Consider the following 2626-nt stretch of genomic DNA (forward strand, 5'->3'; position numbering starts at 1 on the left):
ATAAACTAGTTGCCCCCGATTGACTCAAGAAATAAAACACTAAAAATTTAGAATGTTGTTCAAAAATTCACATGCGCTAAGGCTGTTTTAAAGCACTTTTTCTGCAACTACAACTTTTTGTATATATTCAGATCCTTTAGCTATTTTAGACTTAAATAACTAAATCTAAGGTCGCTGCAAGCAGTTTAAAGGCTTATAACTTTTAAATCATGCATAGTTATCAGTTAAATGGCTTTAAAGCATTGATGTAGCATATATTTAACCGATATACTCATACATGGCAACTGCCCCGAAAGGGGGTGTGTACTATGATGTTTCATATACTAAGTTTGTTTGTGGCACCGATTGTTGTAGGTGTCATCTTGTTGTTTATTGAGCGTTACCTAAATACGTACAATGACAAGAAAAAATAACAGTTGTCTTAAATTTAGGCACAAAAAACCCCCCGTTGGTACTGGAGATACCACGGGGGTTTGTGTGTACTATGACACATATACTAAGTGCTAACTAAATTATAACATGCTCGCAAAGTCTATTGATAATTAAAACTTAAACATCATTCTCTTCTAACCAATTTTTGAATGGTAAATAAGGTCCTTCACTTTCTGTCTGCTCATATTTATCTTCAATCCAAGCACCTGTTCTTTCTGGCTCAAATGTGAATTCATATCCTAGAACAGGGTTACCACGCTTATTAGATTTAATTATTTTCACTTTTAAATTTTTAAAATAAGGTTTTAAATCATCTAGAGCATTTTTAATTATACGTTCGTTAATATGACTATTTTTGTAACTGTTAGGTATGCTTAATAACTGTCTGAAATCATCAACGCTATATTGAACCACTCCTTGCATTCTCCATTGTTTTAGCAATCTGAATAAAGTTTTTGAGTAAGTAGAATTGATAGCAGTAAACTCTTTTAATTCAAAGCTGGTCCATTGGCCTATATGCCATTGGTTTAAGATATATTCAAAGTCTTCGTTAACACTCACTTGTAATGTTAAATCTGAAAGATCATCTGTCCATGTAGCCTCAAAATAAGTGAATAGAGGCATTATTTTAAAAGAATTTGAACTAGATTCCTTGTAAGTTAATTTAGCTATTTTATTAGCTAAGTTTTCCATCGTTTTTTCATAGCGTTGATTATGTTCGATTGAATAATTAGCAAGTTCTGCTAAACCATATTTATCAAAGAATATTCTTCTATTTCCTTCATCTCTTAATTTGGTTAATATAGCAAAGAAAAAATTCATTTCTTCACGTGTCCAATCCCGCATTGGAATAGTGTTAACCTCATTTTTATATCTAGTAATTTCTTTCTTCATAAACACACCCCTTTTCATTTGTGTTTATTATATATAGATTTCATTAAAAACACAAGATTAATATAATGTGTTTTTAAACCGACATTTTGTGTTTTTAAACCGACATTTTGTGTTTTTAAACCGACATTTTGTGTTTTTAAACCGACATTTTGTGTTTTTAAAGTCCGAAAAATACAGTCATATCAAGGGTTCTAAGGCTTCCTAAATATATATATAAATATTATATAAATATTATATAAATATTGATGTATGCGCGCGCACGCGTGTGTAGTTAAATTTATATATTATTTACTTAGCTATTAAGAATTATCTTTTAATCAATCTTTAACTCTAAATTAAAGTCTCAGAACGCTTAAAAGATCTTTTAAGCATGAAAAGGTAGTAGAAAAGAAAACAAAGCGTCTAAGAGCCTTTAAATGATTTTTGAAGCTTAATTAAAGACGTTAAATATAGTTGGAAGCTCAAATAAGCCATTCTAAGCACTTCTAATTTATTTTAGGTGTTTTTATACCTAAAAAATTTTTAAGGCTCAAATCAAGCGCTTACACGGCCATTTAAAGAAAAAATAATATATCTTTTCAGAGAGATTTTTCCGTTTCCTGAAAATCCGGATACGGGGTGTGTATTTAATTTTGATATCAAAATTTGAGCTTACAGGAGATATTTTTTAAGAATTAATTTAAAAATGAATAAGTTTTAAGAATGAATTGTTTTTCAAAATTTAGTATCTTTATACTCATTTTTTACTCGAATTTAACACTTCAAATTCAAAATTCTTTAAAAAGATCCTTACGAAAAAGTTAAAATTACTTTCACTTTTTTGAAGAAACAGCCTATTTTTTTGTCTTTTTTTAAAGAGCATAAGGGACAATGATATCACTTTGTTGTGTGTAGCACGCACAAAGTGATAAGTTGGCAGTGCCAACTATTGCCCTTATAGGCTAGAAATGTTGTGTGTCTAGCGCACAGTATTTTAAAAAAATAATATTAAAATAGGCTGTTGTTGTGCGTCTCAAACACAATTTTTTTACTTTTAAAATGTATTATTATATCAACTGTGTGTCAGACACACAGTGTATTTTTTTCCTTTGAGTACGTGATACTCAAAGGTGATATTAGATAGTTTCTATATGAGTATTACATACTCTATCTTTTCTACTGTTTTAGAATAAAAATAATCTAGAAGAGTATGGCATACTCACTCTTTTTTGAGTCTGAACCAATCTGGTTCAGTAGTGATATTACTTTTAACTACTTGTGAACCTAATTGACTCAGTTTTTTCTTACCTAAAGTGTATAT

Annotated in this window: 1 protein-coding gene; it reads right to left on the reverse strand. The window is 29.6% G+C overall.

All coding sequences use genetic code 11. The features are described from left to right. Positions 1–549: 549 nt before the first annotated feature. On the reverse strand, positions 550–1326 hold the full coding sequence (locus tag KPF49_RS08025) for a replication initiation protein (RefSeq protein WP_183675521.1): 777 nt from the start codon (positions 1324–1326) through the stop codon (positions 550–552). Positions 1327–2626: the final 1300 nt, after the last annotated feature.

The sequence above is a fragment of the Nosocomiicoccus ampullae genome, from assembly GCF_019357495.1.
Lineage (GTDB): Bacteria > Bacillota > Bacilli > Staphylococcales > Salinicoccaceae > Nosocomiicoccus > Nosocomiicoccus ampullae.

Bases quoted from the DNA above. Each gene is read 5' to 3' on its own strand.
- KPF49_RS08025 (WP_183675521.1), bottom strand. From the start codon at position 1,326: ATGAAGAAAGAAATTACTAGATATAAAAATGAGGTTAACACTATTCCA.